This is a genomic window from Phycisphaerae bacterium (genome assembly GCA_035384605.1).
GTDB lineage: Bacteria > Planctomycetota > Phycisphaerae > UBA1845 > PWPN01 > JAUCQB01.
Genome location: DAOOIV010000049.1, coordinates 1 through 16,385 on the forward strand (window position 1 = coordinate 1; position 16,385 = coordinate 16,385).

Consider the following 16,385-nt stretch of genomic DNA (forward strand, 5'->3'; position numbering starts at 1 on the left):
TTTTTTACGAACAAAGCGAGAAAACCTCGCCGGAGTATGCTTGATCAGGGTCTAGCGCCGGGCCTCGCCCCCGCAATCAGGGCGAACAACGCATATCCCAAATAGCAGGGCAACACGCCCATGTTGAAGATGTTCGCGCCAAGGGCCAGCAGGCCGCCATCCTGGAAAATCAGACACTGCACGATCAGGATGGAAGCCATCACCAGCGTGGCCGCGTGTGGGCCGAGCAGAATGGCCAGCAGCACCCCACCGCTGAAATGCCCGCTGGTGCCCGGCAGGATGGGAAAGTTGATCATCTGGGCGGCGAAGACGAAGGCCCCCATCACGCCCATCAGCGGCACCTTGGCCGGATCAAACGTCCGGCCGGTGCGCCAAGAGGAGTACACCAGCACGGCCGCCGCGACGACGATGAAAGCCCACGCAACCATGGGCGTCAGCAACTCGTTGGCCATGTGCATTGCCAGCATGCCGGCGTGTCTCCGCCGCGCGCCGTCTTCAGAATGGCGGTATTACGGCTTATGAGATTGTAGCACTGCACCGGAACCCCGTCAACGGCTCGCAACGTAAGTTACGGGTCGAACCGTGTCAGGTGTTCATCTCATAAGATACTCTGAATTGACGCAGTTGAGCGGTTTTTCTCCACGGAGCACGCGGGCGACTTCCTGAGCGGCCTTGGTGCGCACCTCGACAAAGGCGGATTCAGAATAGAAGGCGCAATGCGCCGTGATGATGAGATTGACGAACGGCTCCTCGGTTCGCCGCCACAGTTTGATGAGCCGCAGATTTGCCGGGGGCGGTTCGGCAGGCAGGACATCGATGCCGGCTCCCCCGATGCGCCGGGACTCCAGGGCATCGGCCAGATCGTCCACGTTGACCACGTCGCCGCGAGCAGTGTTGATCACAAAAGCGCCGGGTTTCATTCTTCCCAAAGTGGTCGCATTGATCATGTGGTACGTTTCGCGGGTCAGCGGCACGTGCAGAGAAACGATATCGCTCGTGGCGAGCAACGTATCCAGATCGACCCTTTCGACGCCGACGGCCTTTTCGATCCCCGGCCGCAAGTACGGGTCACAGGCCAGAACTCGCATTTTCAGCGCCTTGGCACGCAAAGCGGTGGCCGTGCCGATCCGCCCTAGACCAACGATGCCAAGCGTCGCCTCGCTCAACCGGAAGACCGGCTCGGCTGAGCGGTAGTCCCAAGGCTCCAACCGCGACCGAAGACGACGATCTGCAAGCACCAATCCCCGATTGCACGCCATCATCAAGGCAATAGCGTGATCGGCCACCTCGTCCACCCCGTAGTCCGGCACGTTGCAGACGATAATGCCCTTCCTGCCGGCGGCCTCGAGATCCACGGAGTCAAAGCCGACCCCGCCTCGGACGATCACCTTGCACCGATCGAGAACGTCGATCACTCGGCGGGGAATCGAGGTCTGATGATACACAATAAGGCCGTCGGAGTCTTCGACGCGACCGATGAGGTCGTCAGGTCCCAACGACATCAGGCACTCAACCGTCGCCAGGCTGGCCAGCGCGTTTTCCTCGATCCTGACCGGCGGCGTCAGATAGTCCGTGATTCTGACCTTGAACATGGTACCTCTCGCTCAAGGGTGCAACATGATCTTCAGTCGTTCGGCCGGGTGATTGATCTGGAGATCGAAGGCCTTGACGGTCTCGGACAGCGGCAGTTCGTGCGAGATCAATGGCCGGGTCCGGATCTTGCTCTTGGCCATGAGCCGCAAAGTCTGCGGGAACACGTTCGGCGAGGCCACAGACGTAATGATGTTCAAATCGCGAACCGCGACGTTGCCCATGTCAAACTCCGGCACCGGTATCTCAGGCAGGCCCACGACACTGACAATGCCGCCCATGCGGGCAATGGCCACCGCCTGCTGCATGGCCTCTACGCTTCCGGAGGCCTCCATGACGTAATCCGCGCCGACGCCGCCGGTGAGGTCCTCGATGACTTCCTGCAAATCCTGCCGGCGCACGTTTACAACAACGTCGGCCCCAAGTTCATGACCGAGTTGCAGCTTGGCGTCGACGGTACCTGTCAGGACAAGCTTGCCCGCACCGCAGGCCTCGGCCGCCTGAAGCCCAAGCAAGCCGATAGGCCCATCACCGAGGATGACACAGACGGCCCCGGGCTCGAACGGAGCCTTGCGGATGGCCTTGACCACGGTCGCGGCCGGCTCGGTCATGGCCGCCTCCTCGAAGCTGACCGTATCGGGCACTCGGAACGTGTGGCGGGCCGGCATGGTGAGATACTCGGCGTAAGCTCCATCCTTACCGCGGCACAGACCGACTTCGATTTTGGAAAGACACAGGTTGTACGACCCGCGAAGGCAGTTTTCGCAGCGGTGACAGCCGATCGTGACGTCGCCGGTGACCCGGTCGCCTACTGAGAACTCGGTCACCTTCCGCCCGCGCTCGACCACGACGCCGGACCACTCGTGGCCGAGGGTGATGGGATACTGCGTCCAGCCCATCTTGAAATAGGCCATGGTACCGCGGTACATCTCCGCGTCGGTGCCGCAGACGCCGACACATTTGACCTGCACCAGGACTTCATCGTCGGCACAGACGGGTTGGGGAACGTCCAGATACTCGATCTGGTTCGGTCCGGTCAGACGAGCTGCTTTCATGACGTGGGCCTCTTTGGGTGCGGTTCTTCGGTCCCGACCTCTTCCGCGATACCGCTTATACGCCGGACGGGCCCAAAATCAAGCCGCCTCGACACCCGTTTGGGCACGAGCTGCTGCTTCTTTGCTTTCTTTCCTCGCCGTAGTCCACCTCCGTTATCGTTCTCGCTATACTGTGCGGTCTGCTAGGATGAAGGGGCGATCTGGCCATGCACAAGACCTACACTTGGGAATACCGCATCGATCTGTCGCCCTACGACAAGCTCGTGGGCGTGGTGGAGGCGTTTTTCTGCACCTGCCCGGCCGGCGACTACACCTGTGAGCATCGCGAAGCCTACAAGCTGCGATTTCGCCGTGGGGCATGGAGAAAAACGTTGCTGGGTCTCGGCCGGTGGCAGCCGGTGGCGCTGGTCAAGGGGCAGTTCAACCAGTGGCCGGTCGTGGTGCACGCCCTGATCCGCCCGTCGCCGCAAACCTATCGCGTGATGCTCCGTTACGAACTCTCCCTGCCCGATGGCGTGCGCGAGCTTCAACCGGAGGTTCAGGCTTCAGTCGCCCAGCACATTCGCCGCGAACTCGAGGATCTGAGCGCCTACCTCGCCGAGTGCGCCGGCCAGCCGACCCCACCGGAAGTGGTGGCCGTGTAGGCAGGGTTCAGGGTTCAGTAGGGCACGGTCGAAGCCGCCAAAGGCGGCGCAGACCTGCCGCGAACTCTCTGGTGGATTTCCTCATTCCTTTGTCCCGCCGCGCCAGATCTTCGCCATTCGGACTTCGGCATTTACTGCTCACTGGGCTTTCGGCACTGGTCATTCGCCGCGTTCCGTTCAGTCCCCCCTTGGCAGGGGGAAAGATCAGGCGCGCTCGATCCTCACCGGCTCACCGTCGCGGGATGTGGACAATTCGCTGAGATCGCCGATGACGCGGCCGATCGGCACCACATTGCTGGCCGCTCGGGGTTCGTCGCCCTTGGAGGCCGGCGTAGGGCCCCAGAAAATGCAGAAAGCCGCACCCGGCGGCCAGTAGGCCAGCTCGCCGACGCTCATCTCGGTTCGCATCGAGTCGCTCCTGTCACCCTCGACTGGAATAGTGAAATAGATCTCATCGCCCCAGCGATTCACCTCGCCGTCGATCGGCAGGGCGTCGAGAATTCTCGCGGCCGTGCCGGAGTCGTTAAGTTCGGCATCGAAGACCATCTCTCCGATCGTGATTCGGATGGCCTGAGGCATGGAATGGCTCCTATGACTGTCATCCCTCGTGCGAAGCAGAAAGCGGCACGTGGGGCGGCGTCGAGGTCGCCGCAGTGACCGAGACCTGCCGCTGAGTGACGCAGAGTCCTTTGCAGTGCGGGACGCGTTCCCAGCCCGCTATTGACCTGCAGAATGCCGGTCCCACACTATGATTGCCTCTGCGTTTCTACTCAAGCTTCGAGGCGGCAGGTCTCCGCCGCCTACGGCGTCTCCAACCGTGCCCTACCTCAGTCCTCGCGCTCCGCATCGTGCTCGAACCGCCTTAGCGGGCAGCCTTCGCAGCGGGCTCTTGGACGGCAGTGCTTCTTACCGACGTCGACCAACAGTGCATGGTACTCGTTGAACAGCTTCACGTCATCGGGCAAATTGGACTCGAACAGTTCCTTGATCTCGTCATAGTCCGCCGACCGGTCGATCAGGTGGTGCCGATAGAGGATCCGCGCGGTGTAGGCGTCGACGACAAAGCTCGGCTTCTGTCCGGCGTACAACAGAATCGCGTCAGCCGTCTCGCGGCCGATGCCTGGGATTTCAAGCAGTCCCTCGCGAAGCGACGACACGGACATCTCGAACATGCGGTCGAGATCCAGGTCGAACCGGTCGTGGAACCATTGGATGAAGCTTTTGAGCCGCCGGGCCTTGACGTTGAACGTCCCGGCCGGCCGGATCAGCTCGGCCAGCTCTTCAAGGGACAGCTCGTGCAGGCGCTTCCAGTCGAGGGCCTTGGCTCGCTTCAGGTTATCGATCGCCCGCTCGACGTTGCGCCAGGCGGTGTTCTGGGTGAGGATCGCCCCGATGATCACTTCGGTGGGCGTCTGCGCGGGCCACCAGTGTTGTGGCCCGAGGGCGTTGTACATCGCGTCATAAAACGCCCGCAACGTCTGCGAAGTCCGGCTGCTCATGTGCTCACCTGGCTTGGTCCCGAGTAACCTTGCGAAAATGCTCCACACGGTTTTGCAGGACCTTCACTACGCCGGCATAGTGCCGCGCCAAATCCGGTTTCTTGGCCACGTTGTTCATCTCCTCCGCGTCGTGGGTCAGGTGGTAGAGAACGTCGTAGTTGTTGTCCTGACGCAGGTAGCGGGCATACTTGTACTGGCTGGTGACCAGCCCGCGGATCAGGATCGACCGGCCGGAATCCTGAGCATCATACTCGATGAAACGTTCGTCGGGCAGGGCATTCGACTCGGGATTCCTCAGCAGCGCAACAAGCGAGTGCCCGTGCATCATGGGCGAGCGCGGCAAGCCGGCCAGTTCGCAGATCGTCGGGGCCAGGTCCACCAGGCTCACGGTGCGGGCACACCGGCCCCCGCCGGGAACCAGCTTCGGATAGCGCACAACCAGCGGGCAACGGACCATGACGTCGTAGATGAACGGCCCGCGACCATAGAGGCCGTGCTCGCCAAGGGCAAAACCCCCGTCGCTGGTGATGATCACCACTGTCTTTTCGCGGAGATGCAACTCATCCAGACGAGCCGCTAATCGGCCGATGTTCTCGTCCATTCGCGAGACCATGGCGGCATATTTTGATTTTGCCTCGCGGAGTTCCCGATCATTCTTGGGTTTGGTCGCGGCGACATTCTGCAGCGATGGGGGCTGATCACTGCGTGTCTTGGTCTTCGGATCCGGCAGATTCATCGCATCGGGCGGATACTCATTTTCTGTTCCGGGGGGTCGGGTCAACGGCTCTTCGTTCGTGCGGAATGACAACCAGAGGAAGAACGGCTGCTCCTTGTGCGTTTCGATGAACTCGATCGCTCGATCCGCCTCCCAGTCGGTCAGGAACTTGTCGGCCGTCTTCTTCTCACCTTGCACCCAGACAGGGCACTGTTCCCACTTCCATCCGTGACCCTCGGCATCCACGTCCTGCGTGGCAACGAAGTCCGTCAGGCCGAAACCGGGGGCCTTGGCCGTCGTCCCGGGCAGGTTCCACTTTCCCACGATGCCGCATCTGTAGCCGGCAGCCTGGAGCTGGGCTGTGAATGTATCGCTGCTCGATGCGAGAGCAGACTTGTCGGTGACCACGCCGTGCGAGTGCGGGTACCGGCCAGTGAGAATGCTCGCCATGCTGGCGGCGCTCATCGGCGTCGGCGTATAACATCGCTGGAAACACAGCCCGTCACCAGCAAGCCGGTCGAGATTGGGCGTTTTGATCTGCGGGTGGCCCTCAAAACCGGTCATGCCGGCCGATTGGTTGCCGACAGTGATCAGAATGAAGTTGGGACCGGAGGGAATGGCTCGTTTGACCGCGGGCCTGCTGGCAGGGGCCGAGGCCGTCGTCGGTCTGCTGGCGAGGAGCCAGGCAGGTAAGCCGGCAGGGTGTGTCGCGGGCCTGGAAAACAACCGGCTGTGATAGGGTCCGGTGACGGAATCACCCGGCCAAGTGGTCGGCACCGCACTCCATCCGATCGAAACCATCAAAGAGACGATCAACCAGACCTGCAACAATCGCCGACAAGTTGTGAGCATCATCATATCCGCGAATCCTATGAGCCTGCTCCTAAGACTGCCATGGGATTGTACCGGGCAGGCGTCCTTTAGGCGCGTTGGAACGTTGGAAACCGTTGGAGCTCAGGATTCCCAGGCGTCCAGCCGGCCGGCCGCGCGGTCCGTCACCTAGCTCATCTTTTCCCCGGACGCACGAAGAGGTTTCCTGGAAGCTGCCGGGCCAGTCCTTTGAGCTGCAGCATGATCAGGGTGGACGCTACCCGTGACTCCGGCAACCCTGCGGCAGCCGCAAGCTGGTCAACTGATCGCGGCTCGTGGTCGAGCTTGGCACAAACGGCCTGTTCGTCGCCGCTGAGCGTCGGTTGAACGTGGAACAGATTCGGCTCTCCCTCGGCCTCGGTTTCCTCGTCGGTCCCGCGCAGGGTCTGGCCGACCTCACCCAGTTCATCCAGGATGTCATCGGCACAAGTGACCAGTTTGGCGTGCTGGTCGCGAATCAAGGCGTTGGTGCCGACCGAGTAATCCGAATCCACGCGGCCGGGAACCGCGAAGACCTCGCGGTTGTACTCGCTGGCCCGGGCGGCCGTGGAAAGAGCCCCACTACGACGGGCTGCTTCGACGACCAGCACACCCAGCGACAAACCGGCAATCAAGCGGTTTCGGGGCAAGAAGTTGCCGGTATCCGGCGGCGTGGTCATGGGCAGCTCGCTGATCAGCGCCCCGTCGGCGGCCACGCGGTCGGCCAGTTCGCGATGCTCGGGCGGGTAGACGCTGGCCAACCCATTCCCCAGAACGGCTAGTGTACGTCCGCCGGCGGCCAGGGCGCCCTTGTGCGACTCGCCGTCTATCCCGCGGGCCAACCCGGAGACGATCGTCATGCCTCGCTGGGCAAGCTGGTAGCCAAAGCGATAAGCCTGCTCGCGGCCGTAGAGTGTGCTGCGACGTGACCCGACCACCGCGATGGCCAATGCATCAGTGGGTTCCAGCCTGCCGCGGACATAGAGGCAAATCGGCGGGTCGGGAATGTGGCGCAACGGGGCGGGGAACTCCTCGTCATCGCGGCAGATGATTCGTACACCGTGCCGGGCAGCCAGAGCCACCTCGCAGGCAACGTCGGCCCGATCGCGAGACCGGGCGATGGCCTCCGCGGTCGCCGGGCCGATGCCTTCAATGCTCTCCAATTGGCGAACTCCCGCACCCAAAGCCGCCTGTGCGGAGCCGAAGCGCTCGATCAGGCGGCCAAACGTAATCGGCCCCACCTGGTCGGTCAAAGACCACCTCAGGTGTTCGATCGCGGCCGATGAAGCCACCTCTGACGGGTCCATGGTCAACTCGCCTCCAGACCACCCCCCTATCGTTTGTAAAGGCTAACAACGGTTGCCAGTGGTGACAAGAACAGTGGCCAACGCCCTTAGAGCGTCCACGGTTCCCGATACGTGCGGGCGAGGAGCTTTTCGGCCTCGGGGTCGCTCAGAATCGTTTCCTTGGCCGCATCCCATTCGATCCGCCGGCCGACGCGGTAAGCAATGTTGGCCAGGTGGCCATAGATGCAGGCCTTGTGGCCCTCTTCGGCGTCGCATCGGGGCTTGGTGGCCTTACTCCGGATGCAATCGAGGAAATGGCGCTTGTGTTCGAAGGAATCATCAACCTTGTCTTCCTCGCTGTAACGGGGTTTGCGCTGGGCGCTATTCTGCTCGTCGTAGATCTGAAAGCCCATTCGGTCGATCTGAAGTGTCCCCTCGGTGCCGAAGAACTCGATGCCATGGTCCAGTTTGCCGTGGGGTTTCCAACTATTGCCGTGGCGCATGGAGTAGTAGAGGTTGTAGCCGGAGCACTCAAAGACTGCGCTGGCCGTGTCCGGGGTCTCGCGCATGTCATCGTGGACAAACTTACCGCCGATCGTGGAAACCGATTTGAAGCCGTAGCCCATCGCCCACATGACGATGTCGAAAAGGTGCACGGCCCAATCACTGATCATGCCGCCGGCATAATCCCAGAAGAAATAGAAAGTCCCATGGAAATGCGCCGGATTGAACTTCCGCTTCGGCGCCGGTCCGAGCCACATGTCGTAATCGACGCCGGGCGGCGGGTCGGCCGCATCATCCGGTCGGCCTATGTTTCCAAACATCTGCTCTGTGGCCCAGGCGTTCCAGGCATGGACCATGTTGACCTTGCCGATTTCTCCGTCCTTGATCCGTCTGACGGCGTTGCCCCAGTGAGAACTGGATCGCTGCTGGGTCCCGTGAAGTACAACGACTCCGGCCTTGCGAGCGGCATCGGCGATCGCCCGTCCCTCGCGGACGTTATGGCTGATTGGTTTCTCGACGTAGATGTGTTTGCCTGCTTGGCAGGCACGGATCGCAAGCGGTGTGTGCCAATGATCGGGCGTCGCAATGCAGACTGCGTCAATGTCCTTTCGGCCGAGGACTTCTCGAAAATCCTTGGTCATGTCCGGTGACGAGCCTGCCACCTTCGCAGCGTTCGCCAAGCGAGCCTGATCGACGTCGCAAACGGCGACGATCCGTACGTCGTTCATCTTAGCCCATTGGCCGATGTGGTGGGTGCCCTGTCCGCCCGTGCCGATGCAGCCGAGGCGAATGCGCTCGTTGGCCCCGAGCGTCTCCAGGCCGGGGGCCTGAGCCCGGCTCATGGAGGCCAGTGCCATGCCGCCCAACGTACCCTCCAGAAACTGACGACGATTGATTCGGTCACTTCGAGAATTCATGACAGGCTTCCTCATAGACTGACACCCGGGGCAGAGCGACCCATAGCCTCTGCTTGTCGCCCGGTAATGAAGGCTACACCCCGAACCGAAGCTGTGTCAACGCCTGACCCGGGCCGCCTCGACGTGGCCCGTCGCAGCCGTTAAGGTCGGGAGCGGGCCTTGTGGTGCATTTGGAGGAAACCAGACAGGAGAACCCTGATGTCCTCGGCTCACAAGTCGGCTTCAATCCAGGCGGCTACCGGGCACATTACCGTGCTTGTTTCGCTGATCGTATGCGCCGGGGCTCGGCTTGCATGGGCCCAAACAGCTCTACTGCGAATGAATGAGCACTACATTGCCGGGCCGATGCCTGGGCAGAACAGAGATGAGTGGCTCACGGCGGCGCGGGAGTATCGCCGACAGATCCGCGAGAATGGGTTTGCGCGGGCCGAAACGCGAGCGGCGGGGGCACGGCAGCTCGATCTGAGGATTTACGACCGCGCCGATCTGCAGTGGATGGCCCGCAACTTCGCGTGTCATTTCACTTTCATGTACGACCGTTCGTTTTATGACCCTGAGTCCGGCCGATACACCGTCGATGAGTTCCTCGACGACGGCGTGCGCGAGTTCGGCGGTTACGACAGCATCATGTTGTGGCAGGGTTATCCTCGTCTCGGGGTGGACGACCGCAACCAGTTCGACATGTACCGAGACATGCCGGGCGGCTTGAAGGGTCTGAGGGAAATGGTGCGCCGATGCCACGAGCGGGGCGTGAAGGTCTTCATCGACTACAACCCGTGGGACACCGGTACCCGGCGTGAGGGCGAGCCCGACGAACAGGCCCTGGCCGATCTTGTCGCAGCCATCGAGGCCGACGGGATTTTTCTGGACACGATGACGGCCGGATCAGTTGAACTGCGGCGGCGGATCGATCAGGCCCGGCCGGGTGTGGCGTTTATCCCCGAAGGACACCCGGCTATCGAGCAACTCTCCATCTGCAGCGGATCTTGGGCTCAGTGGCTGGTGGACTCATACCTTCCGGGGATGCTTCATCTCAAATGGATCGAGCCGCGCCACATGCAGTTTCAGATCAGGCGGTGGAACACCGATCATGTTGCCGAGATCGAAACAGCGTTCTTCAACGGCAGCGGCATGATGATCTGGGAGAACATCTTCGGATCGTACAACCCGTGGTCGGCGCGGGATCGTGCAATCTGGAGGCGCGCCTCGGCCATACTGCGGTGTTTCGCGTCCGATTTCGCGAGCAAGCGGTGGGAGCCTTTCTATCCGACCCTCGTTGACCGTCTGCACGCTCACCGCTGGCCGGGCGACGGGTATTGGCTGTTCACATTGCTCAATCATGGTCAGCCACTGAATAACGCCGGGCTGATCGATGTGCCTTACGGCAAGGACAACAGGTTTTTTGACGTGTGGAGGGGTCGGGATTTGCAGACCAGACCCGCCGGCACCGGCACAAGGATCATCGACAGCGTCGATCGGCTCGGCTGCATTCTGGCGATTGAGCAAGCGAGGATCACGCCCGAACTGGAGAAACTGCTCAGCCAGGGAAGGATCGAGTCCGAGCCGAGGTTGCCGATCGACCAGCGCAACGTCGTCCGGTCGGTCGTCGAAGCAGAGCCCGTGAAGCCTACCCCGCTTGTACCGCGACACTCGCCACCGAAGGCTATGGTCCTCGTTCCCGGTGCGAAGCTGCGAATGCAAATAAAGCACATGCGCCGCGAGTGCGGTTGTTATCCTGATCCGGGCACGCCGAAAGACAGGTGGAACGACTTTCTGGCCGGCAATCCGCACGACCAGATTCTGACCCACGATTATGCCGTTGACTTGAAGAGCTTTTTCATTGATGAGGTCGAGGTCTCGAACGCAGATTTCTCCCGTTTTTTGGAGGCGACCCGCTACCAACCCAAGCATCCGGAGAACTTCCTGAAGCACTGGCCGAACGGCCACATGCCGGAGACCCTGGCCGATCATCCGGTGGTGTATGTCGATCTCGATGACGCCCGGGCTTACGCCAAGTGGGCCGGCAAGCGGTTGCCGACGGAGGCAGAGTGGCAACTGGCCGCCCAAGGCACCGACGGGCGAGCCTGGCCGTGGGGCAACGAATTTGACGCCTCTCGCTGCAACTGCGACGGCCAAGGGACCATGCCGGTCCGCTCGCTTCCTGACGGCCGCAGTCCTTGCGGTTGTTACCACATGCTTGGCAATGTCTGGGAATGGACCGAGAGCGCCCGCGACGACGGCCACACGCGTTTCGTGATGATCCGCGGCGGAAGCTGGTTCGACGCCAAGGGCAGCATCTGGTACATTCGCAGCGCAACCGAGCGGTGCGATTCCCACGTCAAATTCATCCGCATGTGGCCGGGGCTGGATCGGTGCGCGACCATCGGGTTTCGGTGTGTGATGGATGTCGCAGAGTAAGGGTTCAGGCGGAAATGACGAATGTCGAAACCCGAATGACGAAGGACAGTGCCACATTTTGGGCTGCGTCGTTTGGATTTCTTTCGTCGTTCTGGATTCGTCATTCGGGTTTCTTTGGTCATTGCACATTCCTCATTGATCATTTGCCCGCCTTGACCGGCCCCCGAGCAGTGGATAGCTTGCGCTGCGGTCGCCGGTCGAACCGGCGTCTGCGATTGAAGGACATGGAGACCACATGAGTAGCGATTCGCTGCCTGGGGGCGTGATTTTCGACATGGACGGCGTGCTGCTCGATTCCGAGCCGTTCATCTGCAAGGCCGCGTGCATGATGTTTGCCGAGCGGGGCCTGACGGTCAAGCCCGAAGACTTCATACCTTTCGTCGGAGCGGGCGAGAATCGCTACATCGGCGGCGTGGCCGAGAAGTACAACTTTCCCGTCGATATCATCGAGGTCAAACGCCGTACATACGAGATCTACCTCGAGATCATCAAAGGCCAGCTCGAGCCGTTGCCGGGCGTACACGAATTCCTTGCCGCTTGCCGCAAGGCCGGCAAGAAGATGGCCCTGGCGACCAGCGCCGATTACGTCAAGGCCGAGGGTAATCTCCGTGAGATCGGCCTGCCGATGTCCACCTTCGACGCGGTGATCACCGGCGATGACGTCGTCCACAAGAAGCCGCACCCCGAGATCTTCACGACCTCGGCGCAGAAACTTGGCCTCGACCCGCGCGCCTGCCTGGTGGTCGAAGACGCGGTCAACGGCGTGGCCGCCGCCAAGGCCGCCGGTTCAAAATGCCTGGCTCTGACCACGAGCTTCAGCCGCGAGGCCCTTGCCGGTGCCGACTGGTTCGCCCCAACGCTCGCCGAGGCCCCGCCGCAAGTCCTCCGCTGGTGAAAGGTGAACCGCAGTGGAGACAGTAGATATCGACGTCGGTTAGATCATCGGGCTGTGCGGACTCATTATTTGGCTGCTCACCGCACATGGTCTGCGCATCCGTTTCAGCCCGGTGGTTCCCCGGACATGGCGACGCAGGGCCGTCGCCATGCCACCCGGTCACTGACAACTGATCACTGAAAACTGACCACTCACGCCGCCTCAGTTCTTCATCCCCGACGTCTTGATACCCTGGATGAAGGTCTTCTGGGTGAAGAAGAACAGCACGATGATCGGCAGGGTCAGCAGCACGCTCACCGCCATCATCTCGCCGTATCGGCTGGCGAAGCGGCCCTTGAACATCGCCAGGCCCAGCGAGAGCGTGTACTTGGCCTCGTCCACCACGTAGATCAGCGGACCCATGAAATCGTTCCACGACCACATGAAGGTGAACAGGGCCACGGTGGCCAGGGCCGGGATCGACAGCGGCAGGACAATCTGCCAGTAGATGCGGAAGGTGCTGCATCCGTCCACGCGGGCGGCGTCGATCAGGTCCTTGGGGATGGTCAGGAAGAACTGCCGCAGCAGGAAGATGAAGAACGCGTTGCCCAGGAACGACGGCACAATCAGCGGCAGATAGGTGTTGCACCAGCCCAGCGACTTGAAGATCACGAACACCGGGATCATGGTCACCTGTGGCGGCAGCATCATGGTGCCGAGCATCAGGTAGAACAGCTTGTCGCGTCCGCGCCATTCGAGGATCGAGAAGCCAAAGGCCACCCAACTGGAACTGAGCACCGTCCCGAGCACGGTGAACACCGCGATGCGCAGCGTGTTCTGCAGGAACAAGCTGAAGTGAAACCCCTCGATGCCTTTAACATAATGCCGGAATGTCGGCCAGACTCTGGTCTCGATCCGCGAGGCATCGATCACCATACGAGCCGGCTCGTCGCTGTATACGCCAATCCGGTCGCCCTCACGCTTAAGGATGTAAGTCTGCTCGCCCGCCGGGATCTCCCACTTGCGGCCCTTCCACACGGGCTTGAGCCGCGGCAGCTCCGGAAGCGATTTCCCGGACTGCGTGAAGGCTGCCTTGAGAGCGGGGTGAATGATGCCCATGTCCATGTCGCGGACGTCGGCCGGCAGGTCGGCGGCGGTGAGTTTCTTGAGAAGCGGATCGCCCCGGCGATCGACCAGTGTGACCCGGGTTGTCTTCGGACGGCGATCCTTTGGCCGGCCCTGCTCGTCGTAGTCAACAGGGTGGTATTCGAGCACCTCCTGCATGACGACCTCGGCCCAGGTGCCGTCGTCGAGGCGCACGTACTCGCCACGGGGGATCCACTCGGGCCGCTTGGTAAACAGATGCGACTCGCTCTTGAATGATGAAGTCAGCAGCCAGACAAACGGGATCAGAAACACAACCGACAGCGCGATCAGCAGCCCGTGGCTGAGCACCGATTTGACGATCAATCTGCCGGGTCTTCGTTTCGCCACGTCATGCCCCCGCGTAGTACACTCTGCCGCGCGTCAGCCGGAAGGTCAGCGCGGTACAGATGACAATCAGAACGAACAGGATCCACGCCATGGCCGAAGCGTAGCCCATCTTGAAGTAGATGAATGCGTTGTTGAACAGGTACATCGCGTAGAAGAGGGTCGAATCGTTCGGCCCGCCCCCGCCGTCGGTCATGATGAACGCCTGGGTGAAGTACTGAAACGTCCCGATCATGCCCATGACCAAGGTAAAGAACAGGATCGGGCTGATCATCGGCAGAGTGATGTGCCAGGTTCGCTTCCAGGCACTGGCCCCGTCGATCTCGGCGGCCTCGTAAAGCTCCTTGGGCACCTCCTGCAGGCCCGCCAGATACAGGATCATGTTGTTGCCCACGCCCCAGACGCTCATCAGAATGAGTCCGGGCTTGGACCAGTACTCATTGGTGAGCCAACCCGGCGGAAAACGCAGCGCGGGCACGTTTTCTACCCCCCACGAGATCAGCTTCTCACGAAGCGCGTCCCAGCATATCTGCAGGTAGGGAGATATCGGTCCAAGGATCTTGTTGGCCACGCCGTAGCGCGGGTTCAGAATCCACAGCCAGAGCACGGTCGAGGCCACGATCGGCACGATCGACGGCAGGAAGAAGATCGTCCGGTAGAAGGCTTGTCCACGGACCTTGAGATTCAGCAGCATCGCCAGCACCAGGGCAGTCAACATCGTCGTCGGTATGGCAAAGAACATGAAGTAGCCGGTGTTCCACAGGGATGTCCAGAAAAGCTTGTCTTCGCGCACGAGCTCGACGTAGTTGCGGCCGCCGTTGAACACCGGAGGGTCGAACACGTTGTAATCGCAAAGGCTGTAGTAGAACGAGGCAATCACCGGGTACAATGCAAAGACCAGAAAGCCCAGAATCCAGGGACCGGCGAAGACCAGGCCCAGGATTTGTCGCTTTCGCTCAGCCCTTGTCCAGAACTCGGCCATTCCTCAACCTTTCGCCACGGCGATGATTCCACTGCGAGGCTCACCGCGCGTCCCGGATCCCTCCCGGCACCGACTTGCGGCCGGGCGCACTCAGGGTTTCGGGGGCGGGCTATTCGCTGTCGCCCTCACGTGTCGAGCCTGGGCGCGCTTCTGGCTCTTGTGCCACTCCTCGGTGACCCGTTCCCTGGCTTCCTTCAGGGCCTCCTCCGGCGTCATGCTGCCGTTGCGTATCCGCCCCAGCGCCCGCATCAACTCGGTCATGTAATAGGCACTCACCGGCGAGACCGGACGGACCCGCTGAGCTCGCTTGAGAATCTCGTAAAAAGCTTTCATCAGGCGGATGTCCGGTCTGTTCGCCAAGTCCTCAGCGAGATCCTTCGTGAAAAACGGGCTTTCGCGATAGGCTGGTAGCAGCTTCATCGTCAGGGCCACGTGACGCGTGCCGACCGGGTCCGCACACATCCAGCGGATCAGCTCAAAGGCCTCTTTTTCGTGACCTCGCTGGCCATAGGGAATCGCCATCGTCCAGCCGCCGATCCACTCGCAACCCAGCTTCACCCCGTTCTTGACCGGCATCGGCCCGATGCCGAGATCCAGGTCCGGTGCAAACCTGACAATATCCTGCGCATAGGCGATGTAGGCGATGCTCATTGACAAGTCGCGTTGGATAAACGGCTCCTGCGCAGAAAAGCCAAAACCGGCCTCGAAATTCAGGATCCGCTCTTGCCCGCCGTACGCCTGCTGCAACCGCAGGATCCACTTCATGGCCTCGATAGCGCGAGGATCGTCGCAGGTGAACTCCTGGGTCTCGTCGTTGTAGAACTCGGCCCCAAAGGCCCAGCCCCAGGTCAGCACGGCAATCGAACCATGCGGGACAAACGTTGGCAGGAACCCAAGCCGCTCGATCTCGCCTTTCTTGTCCCGGATCGTCAGTTTGAGGGCGTATTCCTCCAGTTCTTCGATGGTTTGCGGCGGCCGTTCGGGATTCAGCCCAGCCTGTCGAAAATGATCCTTATTCCACACCAGCGCGAAATTCGGGTCTGCGGCGGCCGGTACGGCAAAGACCTTGTTGTTGTATTCGCACTGCTTCCAACTTGGCTCGAAGTAATCGGACTTGTCGACCCCTGCGGAAGCCAACAGATCGTCCAAAGGGCGAAGCACTCCCATATGGGCCCATGAAGCAACCTGGGCGCCGTCAACGAATACGACGTCAGGTGGAACTCCGCCGGCCACCGAGACGAAGAACTTCATGTTCTCGCCCGCCCCCGTGGGCATAAACAGGGCGTTAACCTGGATCTTGGGATGGGTGCGGTTGAACTCCGCGACGACCTCGGCCAAGTCGTCGGCGTACTGGCCTGTCCAGGGGTGCCAGAATTGCAGCACTGTCACATCAGGCGATGAAGCTTTCCATCGCGATTCAAGCGGGTAGAACGTGTACATGACCACCGCCAACGCCGCGATTGCCAGCAGAACGTTCTTCACGCTCGCTCCTCTTCCTGCAATGCGCCTCACATGGGTCGGCTGGTGCTCCGCGATTCACCTGCCAGCCGATCAGGGCATG

General features: G+C 61.3%; 14 protein-coding genes. 3 read left to right on the forward strand and 11 right to left on the reverse strand.

The window, feature by feature from the left end; genetic code table 11:
- Positions 1–44: 44 nt before the first annotated feature.
- The 3 genes from PLL20_12110 to PLL20_12120 all read right to left on the reverse strand — a co-directional run bounded on the left by PLL20_12110 (position 45) and on the right by PLL20_12120 (position 2,645).
- Complete coding sequence (locus PLL20_12110) at positions 45–467, reverse strand: energy-coupling factor ABC transporter permease (GenBank protein HPD30733.1); 423 nt, start codon at positions 465–467, stop codon at positions 45–47.
- Between the two features lie 126 nt (positions 468–593).
- Positions 594–1,592, reverse strand: a complete 999-nt coding sequence (locus tag PLL20_12115) for a C-terminal binding protein (protein ID HPD30734.1) — start codon at positions 1,590–1,592, stop codon at positions 594–596.
- A gap of 12 nt (positions 1,593–1,604) precedes the next feature.
- Complete coding sequence (locus PLL20_12120) at positions 1,605–2,645, reverse strand: alcohol dehydrogenase catalytic domain-containing protein (GenBank protein HPD30735.1); 1,041 nt, start codon at positions 2,643–2,645, stop codon at positions 1,605–1,607.
- Between the two features lie 206 nt (positions 2,646–2,851).
- On the opposite strand from PLL20_12120, the gene PLL20_12125 reads away from it, so the two are divergent.
- Complete coding sequence (locus PLL20_12125) at positions 2,852–3,289, forward strand: hypothetical protein (protein ID HPD30736.1); 438 nt, start codon at positions 2,852–2,854, stop codon at positions 3,287–3,289.
- Between the two features lie 204 nt (positions 3,290–3,493).
- On the opposite strand, the gene PLL20_12130 is transcribed toward PLL20_12125, so the two are convergent.
- From PLL20_12130 to PLL20_12150, 5 genes are all read right to left on the reverse strand, one after another.
- Positions 3,494–3,868, reverse strand: coding sequence for a cyclophilin-like fold protein (locus PLL20_12130; protein HPD30737.1), 375 nt, complete (start codon positions 3,866–3,868; stop codon positions 3,494–3,496).
- Positions 3,869–4,116: 248 nt separating this feature from the next.
- The gene (locus PLL20_12135) at positions 4,117–4,788 is read right to left on the reverse strand and encodes an endonuclease III domain-containing protein (GenBank protein ID HPD30738.1); all 672 of its coding nucleotides are present in this window, start codon (positions 4,786–4,788) and stop codon (positions 4,117–4,119) included.
- A 4-nt stretch (positions 4,789–4,792) separates the two neighbouring features.
- A complete protein-coding gene (locus PLL20_12140; GenBank protein HPD30739.1) occupies positions 4,793–6,361 on the reverse strand; it encodes a sulfatase-like hydrolase/transferase in 1,569 nt (522 codons plus the stop codon).
- Positions 6,362–6,507: 146 nt separating this feature from the next.
- Entirely contained in the window at positions 6,508–7,659 is a 1,152-nt protein-coding gene (dprA, locus tag PLL20_12145) for a DNA-processing protein DprA (GenBank protein HPD30740.1), read from the reverse strand.
- Between the two features lie 86 nt (positions 7,660–7,745).
- The gene (locus tag PLL20_12150) at positions 7,746–9,059 is read right to left on the reverse strand and encodes a Gfo/Idh/MocA family oxidoreductase (protein HPD30741.1); all 1,314 of its coding nucleotides are present in this window, start codon (positions 9,057–9,059) and stop codon (positions 7,746–7,748) included.
- 198 nt (positions 9,060–9,257) lie between these two features.
- Here PLL20_12150 and PLL20_12155 point away from each other — a divergent pair, with 198 nt between their 5' ends.
- Both PLL20_12155 and PLL20_12160 read left to right on the forward strand, forming a co-directional pair.
- Positions 9,258–11,477 (forward strand): SUMF1/EgtB/PvdO family nonheme iron enzyme, encoded by a 2,220-nt coding sequence (locus PLL20_12155; GenBank protein HPD30742.1) that lies wholly within the window; start codon positions 9,258–9,260, stop codon positions 11,475–11,477.
- 235 nt (positions 11,478–11,712) lie between these two features.
- Positions 11,713–12,372, forward strand: coding sequence for an HAD-IA family hydrolase (locus PLL20_12160; protein HPD30743.1), 660 nt, complete (start codon positions 11,713–11,715; stop codon positions 12,370–12,372).
- Between the two features lie 201 nt (positions 12,373–12,573).
- On the opposite strand, the gene PLL20_12165 is transcribed toward PLL20_12160, so the two are convergent.
- The 3 genes from PLL20_12165 to PLL20_12175 form a co-directional block, all read right to left on the reverse strand.
- The gene (locus tag PLL20_12165; protein ID HPD30744.1) at positions 12,574–13,845 is read right to left on the reverse strand and encodes a carbohydrate ABC transporter permease; all 1,272 of its coding nucleotides are present in this window, start codon (positions 13,843–13,845) and stop codon (positions 12,574–12,576) included.
- Position 13,846: 1 nt separating this feature from the next.
- On the reverse strand, positions 13,847–14,824 hold the full coding sequence (locus PLL20_12170) for a sugar ABC transporter permease (protein HPD30745.1): 978 nt from the start codon (positions 14,822–14,824) through the stop codon (positions 13,847–13,849).
- Positions 14,825–14,914: 90 nt separating this feature from the next.
- Complete coding sequence (locus PLL20_12175; GenBank protein ID HPD30746.1) at positions 14,915–16,306, reverse strand: ABC transporter substrate-binding protein; 1,392 nt, start codon at positions 16,304–16,306, stop codon at positions 14,915–14,917.
- Between the last annotated feature and the right edge of the window lie 79 nt (positions 16,307–16,385).